Annotated in this window: 5 protein-coding genes and 1 pseudogene; 2 read left to right on the top strand and 4 right to left on the bottom strand. The window is 74.3% G+C overall.

Features of this window, described 5'->3' with window-relative positions:
* Together NBZ85_RS25555 and NBZ85_RS25550 are read right to left on the bottom strand one after the other, a co-directional pair.
* Positions 1–782, bottom strand: a pseudogene (locus NBZ85_RS25555) (hypothetical protein); the annotation flags it as partial.
* Between the two features lie 96 nt (positions 783–878).
* Positions 879–1,952 (bottom strand): tyrosine-type recombinase/integrase, encoded by a 1,074-nt coding sequence (locus NBZ85_RS25550; RefSeq protein ID WP_261562736.1) that lies wholly within the window; start codon positions 1,950–1,952, stop codon positions 879–881.
* Positions 1,953–2,190: 238 nt separating this feature from the next.
* Here NBZ85_RS25550 and NBZ85_RS25545 point away from each other — a divergent pair, with 238 nt between their 5' ends.
* Positions 2,191–2,685 (top strand): hypothetical protein, encoded by a 495-nt coding sequence (locus NBZ85_RS25545; RefSeq protein ID WP_261559367.1) that lies wholly within the window; start codon positions 2,191–2,193, stop codon positions 2,683–2,685.
* A gap of 88 nt (positions 2,686–2,773) precedes the next feature.
* Here the strand turns inward: NBZ85_RS25545 and NBZ85_RS25540 are convergent, their stop codons facing one another.
* Together NBZ85_RS25540 and NBZ85_RS25535 are read right to left on the bottom strand one after the other, a co-directional pair.
* Complete coding sequence (locus NBZ85_RS25540) at positions 2,774–3,439, bottom strand: HD domain-containing protein (protein WP_261559368.1); 666 nt, start codon at positions 3,437–3,439, stop codon at positions 2,774–2,776.
* Positions 3,436–4,086, bottom strand: a complete 651-nt coding sequence (locus NBZ85_RS25535) for a DsbA family oxidoreductase (RefSeq protein WP_261559369.1) — start codon at positions 4,084–4,086, stop codon at positions 3,436–3,438. Before NBZ85_RS25535 ends, NBZ85_RS25540 begins: the two co-directional genes overlap by 4 nt.
* A gap of 1,597 nt (positions 4,087–5,683) precedes the next feature.
* Here NBZ85_RS25535 and NBZ85_RS25530 point away from each other — a divergent pair.
* The gene (locus NBZ85_RS25530) at positions 5,684–6,547 is read left to right on the top strand and encodes a toll/interleukin-1 receptor domain-containing protein (RefSeq protein ID WP_261559370.1); all 864 of its coding nucleotides are present in this window, start codon (positions 5,684–5,686) and stop codon (positions 6,545–6,547) included.
* Positions 6,548–6,690 lie beyond the last annotated feature (143 nt).

Below are 6,690 nucleotides of genomic sequence, written 5' to 3'. Positions count from 1 at the left end.
GCCGTGGGCCGGGGAGCGACGACGGTGACCTGGCGCAACAGCCAGTCCCGCGCGAGCGTCGCGTCCAGGCCGAACAGGTCGAAGGCGAGCAGGCTGGCGAACGGCGCGGGCCGCGAGCAGTCCTCGATACGTACCAGGATGATCCGACCGCCAGGGCCACCGCCACCAGGGCCACCGCCACCGGGGCCACCGCCACCGGGGCCACCGCCACCGGGACCGGGGCCGTCGGCGGCGGTCGGCGACGTCGTCGAGGCCGGGTGCGACTGCGGCCCCGCGCCTGTCCCGGCGCCGGCCAGTGGCCGCCTCGCCCCGGGGGGACGGGGGCTGGCGCCGGGATCGGCGTTCGGCGCGGGCCGGCCCCTCCCGGCGTCGGCCGACCGGGCCGTCTGCGCCCGGTACGCCGCCGACCAGATGACGAGGATCTCCCCACCGAGGGTGTGATGGCGGTCGAGATCGACCGGCGCGGATCCGCCCGCCGCCTGTGCCGACGGGCCGGCGGCGACCAGCGGGTGGCTGAGCACCCGATAGCCGGCGTGGGCGAGCTGCCAGCACAGCCAGCGCGCCCAGGCCGCGTCCGGCTCGGCGACGGTGTGGGACACGATGATGTCCCACGACGGGCCCGCTGCCGGCGCCTGGATCTCGCCGTCCGGACCGCCGGAGGTGCCGGAGCGGCCGGGACGGGGGGCGTCCGCGCCCGCGCCGGGGTCCGGCTCTGCCGCGGCGCCACCCATGCTCACACCCGGTAGCCTGCCACGCTCATCGACGGACGAGAACACGATCATGGTCGGCCTGTCCTGGCGGCGGTGCGGCCGATCACGCCGCTGGGAGCCTGCCCAGCCTGCAGGCCCGTCCTCGCCAGCGGGAGCGCCGCCAGCCGGTCACAGCCCGACGCGGCCGGAGGGGTTGTCGCGGTCGAACAGGCGCCCGGCGCGGATGTAGCCGTCGAGGGACGCCGACGAGCGCCAACGACCCTGGCGCATGATCGACCGGTCGGCGACGCCGGCGCGGGCGGCGGCGGTGGCGAACCCGGAGCGCAGCGAATGCCCGGCGAAGTCGGCGGGGTCGAGCCCGGCGGCGGCGACGCGGCGCTGCACGATGCGAGCCACCGACCCGGGGTAGAGCCTCGTCGCGCCGACGTGGCCGTGCCGGTTGACCGCGCGAAACGCCGGGCCCTCACGCAACCCGGCGCCGTCCGCCCAGGCCCGCCATGCCCGCACCGGGCAGGTCGGCCGGTAGGAGCCGTAGGCGATGCCGACCAGCGCCCCGGCGCCCTCCTGGTCGGTCTTGGACATCCGGATCGTGAGGATGAGACCGTCGGGTGTCTCGACCAGGTCGGCGACGTCGAGGCCGACCAGTTCGGAGCGGCGCAGGCAGCCGGCGAAGCCGATGAGCAGCAGCGCCCGGTCGCGCAGGTCGGCGACGTCGTCGCCGAGGCCCGCCACGACCCGGGTGAGCAGGTCGGTGTCCAGGGCGGTCTTGCGGGTGGGGCGCATCCCGCGGGTGCGGCGGATGCCGTCCCAGACGGCGCCGACCTCGGGCGCGATGGCCGGGTTGGGCTGGCCGGCGAGCCGGTGGGCCACGGAGATCGCGGCGAGGCGGCGGCGGATCGTCGAGGGCCGGTAGCCGGCGTCGGCGAGCGTGGCCAGGTAGCCGGCGACGGTGGCGGGGCTCGCCGGCAGCGCGCTGGGTGCCGCCGGCTGGTGGGCGCACCAGGCGCGGAACTGGCGCAGGTCGCTGTCGTAGGCGCGCCACGTCGACGCCGAGCGTGCCGCGCGGGCGTAGTCCCCAACCCGTGCGGCCAGGTCGGCGGGCAGCTCCGGCGCCGCGCCGCCGCCGCCGGCGGCCGGCCCCGGCGGGGCGGGCAGCGCGCGGGGGGTGACAGCGTCGGTGGAGCGCACGGCGTCGGTGGAGCGCACGGCGTCGGTGGAGCGCACGGCGTCGCCGTGGGCCACGATCTCACCGCTCACCGGGTGGCGGGCCGGGCCAGGAGGGTCATCCCGGCCACGATATTCCGTCGCGTTCCCCCGGCGATCCGCCTGGGTCAGCATCCGCCTGGGTCAGCAGTCGCATCGCTCGCCGGTCGGCGTCGGCGCTGTGGGCACGGAAACTGTCGGTGCCGCGTCCTATCGTGATCGCCGTGCACACCTGTCGCCCTGCACCGCGGCGGCCACAGCTGGAGGAGGACGGCCCATGCACGCAACGGACCCCCGGGCGGAGCGGATCGAACGCGGCCTCGCGTTGGCCCGCGGCGGCCGCCCCCAGGCCGCCCGCCGCCTGCTCACCATGGTGTGGCGGCAGCTGAGCCCGATCGACGACGCCCCCCTGCGCGTCGACTGCGCCCGGACGATGGCCTGCCTGCAGGACGACCCGCACGACCGGCTCTGCTGGTGCCTGCGGGCGGTGACCGCAGCCGAGCAGGTCCGCCAGTCCTATCTTGCGCACTGCGAGGTACCGCTGCCGTTGTACGGGTTTTACCCGACGGTGCTGAGTGATCTCGCCGGCGCCTACCGCCTGGTCGGCGACGACGACCGGGCCCAGGCGTGCGAGCAGCTCTGCGGTGCCGAGGTCGCCGGGATACACCGCCTCGGCGCGGTCGGGCTGCGGGAGATGTCCGCGTTCGCCTCCGGGCGCATCGCCGGCCGCCTCGGCGTCCCTCTGCCCGTGCAGGATCCGTGGGCACGGTGATGCCAGACGACCCCGCGCAGGTCGACACCCTCGCCGAGCTGCTGCGCTGAGCCTGCCGCCCGCCGCGGCGGGCGGGCATCGCGGCCGCTCAGTCGCCGCGGACGGTCATGGCGTGGCGGGCGGCGAGGGCGGCGAGGTCCGGCACGCCGAACTCGGCGGTCAGCTCGTCGAACCGGGCCACCTTGTCCGCGCCGAAGCGGCGGACATAGCCGCGGTAGGCGTCCGCGGTCACAAAGCTCCTCGGATGGCTCTTCGAGTGGAACTTGTCGGCGTACATGACGAGCCGTTCCTCGACGGTCTGCGCGACGTAGTCCCCCGGGGGCAGCGGCAGGTTGCCGCGGGCGATGTCGTCGCGGGTCAGCCCGACGCCGGTGTGGCAGGAGGCGAAACGGCAGACGGTCTCGGGCAGCCCGTCGGCGGCGAGCAGCTCATGGCCGAGTACCCCGTGGCGCAGGTACTGGGCGTGATCGAGCTGGCCGGCGTCGTCGTAGAGCCGGTAGACGCCGATGTCGTGCAGCAGCGCCCCGGTGCGTACCAGCCCCGCGTCGGCCTGCGGCGCGCGACCCGTGGCCAGCAGCCCGGCGGCGATGTCCCACACGATGCGGCAGTGGGTGTGCACGAGCGTGAACGCCGACGGCGACGGGGCATGCCGGCGGTGCAGCTCACGCGCGTCGGCGTCAATGTCGGCGTCGGTGTCTTCTCCTGCCGGCTCCTGGGCGCTGATCATGTTGTGGACCGTATCGGATTCGGTCACGCGACCCGCTGCGCGCGGCGCGCCCACGCCTGGTCGAGAGTGCGGGCGAACAGGTCCGCCGGGCGCGCCCCGGTCACCGCCAGGGTGCGGTCGACGACGAAGAACGGCACCCCGGTGACGCGCATGTCGTGGGCGGCCCGCTCGTCGGCGAACACCCGCTCGGTGTAGTCGTCGCCGGCCAGGACCCGGCGCACCTCGGCGGGCGCCAGACCGGCGCTGGTGAACACCTCGACGGCGATGTCGTGGTCGAACACGTCCCGGCCGGCACCGAAATGCGCCTGGTTGAGCGCGGCGACCGCCTCGGCCTGCCGGCCCGCCTCGCCGGCCAGGTGCAGCACCCGGTGCAGGTCGAAGGTGTTGCCGTTGCGCCGGTCGGAACGGTACGCCAGCCCCTCGTCACGGGCGGCGTCGGCGACGCGGTGCTCCATGCCGGCGATCTCGTCGGCCGGCACGTCGCTGAACTTGCGTGCCAGCGCGGCGAGCAGCGACTCGGACCGACCTCGGGGCAGGGTCGGGTTCAGCTCGTAGGAGTGGAAGCGCACCTGCACCTCGTCGCGATGGGCAAACGTGGCGAGCGCCCGGTCGAACCGGGCCTTGCCGACGTAGCACCACGGGCAGACGACGTCACTCCAGATGTCCACACGCACGGCGGACCACCATCCTCTTCTCACCGCTTCTCGTCCGCGGCTACCTGGCTTCGACGATCGGCGCACCGCAGCACGGCGGACCCTCGGCGTCGCCACCGGTTCGAGTGAACACCACCGGCGTCGCTGCACGGCCTGCCCGCCGCTGATGAAACCGCGCACACCACCCGCGGGCACCGGGCCGGATCCCGCCGAACGTCATCGCCTGCGCCGGGTGCGGCCCGTGCCCGTGCCGGGGCCGGGGCGCAGCGTGGAGCGCCTCGGGCGCGCTCACCGGTGGACGGCGGGCGTCGCCATGTTCCGTGCTGTGTGCGTGCGGCGTCCGGGTCGGCACGCATCGGCGAGTCGGGCGCCGGCCGGTGCGACGTCGATGCCGGGTGCGCCCGGCGCCCGGGTGGGCGGCGTCCGCAGGGGACGGCGCGACGACGCAGGTCAGCTTGGCGACGGTGCGCCGCGGCCGCCGGCGGTGACGATCGCCGCCAGGGCGGTGCCGCCGCGCCAGTGACGCCGGTGCGCGGCGCCGGGTGTGGTGGGAAGACGGCTCTCGCGGACGACGACAGCCGATTCCCGCGCCTATGGCGATGCATATGCCACTGTTTTTTGGCCGGTGCGCTGGTTTCTCGCCGAATGCGGATGCCGTGGTCGGGCGCCGGATGCGCCGACCGTCGGCGTCGGGCGTGCGGCGTGCGGCGCCGGGTGGCCTCGACACCCCGGACCGGGAGCCACATCCGGTCACCCCCCGGCTATGCGCCCCCCAGCCGTGCAGCTGCGCGCTGCCCCGCGTACTCACAGCCGTAGGCGCGTCCGCCGTCGCCGTGAGCAACGACGGTGCCCGCGGCGGCCACGGCCGTCCTGCGGATCTCCTGGGCCGTGGCGCGGATCCCCGGGCTGTGGCGCGACGAACGTGCATTCACGTGCGGCAGGGAAAGCCTCCGGGTGTCGGTGCACAATTTCCTTCATGGTCTTGTTCCGTGCATTCCCAGGAATGTGAATGAAAATGAAGAACGATGTGGATCTCCAGAGGTGACGAGCGCGAATGGCCGTGTGGCGTGTCGCCCGCCAAAAGCCTGCATGGGGTATGTCGCGAAAGGGTCCGCTGGGACGTTTCGGGGACGTTACGGGGGCGTCCGGCCGCGCGATGCGTCAGTCAGGTCGCGGGCCTGGGTCGGTGGAGTCGCGGGCCTGGAGTCGGTGGGCGGTGGTCACCGGGAACCGCTGCTACGACTCGCGAAAGATGCGCGGGGTGGCGTCGCGATCGGGATTGGTGAGCGCGCGAGAGTGGTGTACGGAACGTCTTGCATGGTTCCTTCGCCCGACGCGTTTCCAGTTGCGACCGAAGTCGTCGTGCGGATGCGACATGGATGTCGCGACAGCCGGCGTGATGCGACTTCCTGTGTCGCGAACCCGGTATCGGCCTGGTGATTGTTCATGTGTGTCGACGAGGTACCCGCGTGCCCGTTCCCGGCATTGTCAGCTAGGGTCTGCGAAACGCGGAATGGCACGATGGTGCCGGCCGCCGGCGTATCCGCCGACCCACCTTTCGGTGGCGGCGGCGAAACCCTGACCCGGTTCATGACTTGTGAAGGAGCAGGCATTGACGATGCCGCGATCCCGAAAGGCGATCTTCGTCTCCTGTGTGGGCGCGGATCTGGCGTGGGCGCAGTGGATCGCCTGGCAGCTGGAGGAGGCCGGCTACATGGCGCTGATCGAGGCGTGGGACTTCGCCGCGGGTACCCACCTGGTCGACCGTCTGCATCAGACCGTCGCCGATGCCCTGCCCACCCTCGCCGTACTCTCCGCGGCCTACCTGGCCTCCGCCGAGACGCCGGCGCAGTGGCAGAGCGCCTGGCGTCAGGGTGCCGCCGGCCACACCGGCGCGCTGCTGACCGTCCGGGTCGAGGACTGCCCACGGCCGGGGCTGCTGGGTCAGCTCGGCGCCGTCGACCTGTTCGGCCTCGACCGCGACACCGCCCGCATGCGGCTACTCGCCGCCGTGCGTGCCGGGCGCGCCAAGCCCGCCGTCGAACCGCCCTATCCCGGCCCGGGTGGCGCGGCGGCGGAGGCGAACGCCGGCCGCCGCGCCCGGCCGGGTGGGCCCGGGGCGGTGGCCGATCTCCCGCCGTCACCGGCCTGGGTTCGCGAGGAGCTACGTAACGCCGAGGCCCTGCTCGCCCTGGGTCGGCCCGGTCAGGCCGCGCACCGGTTCACCGTGATCGCCGACCGGTGCGCCGCGACGGCGCAGGTCGATGATCCGCTGTGGTTCGCCGCCCACTTCGGGCTCCTGCGCGCCCGGGATCGCCAGAGCGACCTGCACGATCAGGGCCAGCAGGCCGAGGCGACGGCGCGCTGCGCGCACCTGGTCGAGCGGGCGCGGGCGGAGCTGGGCGAGCGTCACGAGCTTGTCCACAGCATGCTCGCCTACCAGCTGAGCAGGATGCGCAACGTCCCCCGGCGGCAACCGTGAGGGCAACGGCGCTGCGCGGCGGTGCTCAGCGCGCCCCGGCGGGCCGGCCGTCCACCGTGGTGTCCTCGGCCGGCGCCGGCCCGGCGATCTTGACGACCGCGTCGCCGACAGACGCCGACGGCGACGGCGACGGGGCTGGGGAT

The organism is Frankia tisae, assembly GCF_025403405.1.
Taxonomy (GTDB): Bacteria; Actinomycetota; Actinomycetes; order Frankiales; family Frankiaceae; genus Frankia; species Frankia tisai.
Note: the sequence above shows the minus strand (reverse complement) of the source record. Positions and strands in the feature narration are given on the sequence as shown.

Bases quoted from the DNA above. Each gene is read 5' to 3' on its own strand.
- NBZ85_RS25545 (WP_261559367.1), top strand. From the start codon at position 2,191: ATGCACGCAACGGACCCCCGGGCGGAGCGGATCGAACGCGGCCTCGCG.
- NBZ85_RS25530 (WP_261559370.1), top strand. From the start codon at position 5,684: ATGCCGCGATCCCGAAAGGCGATCTTCGTCTCCTGTGTGGGCGCGGAT.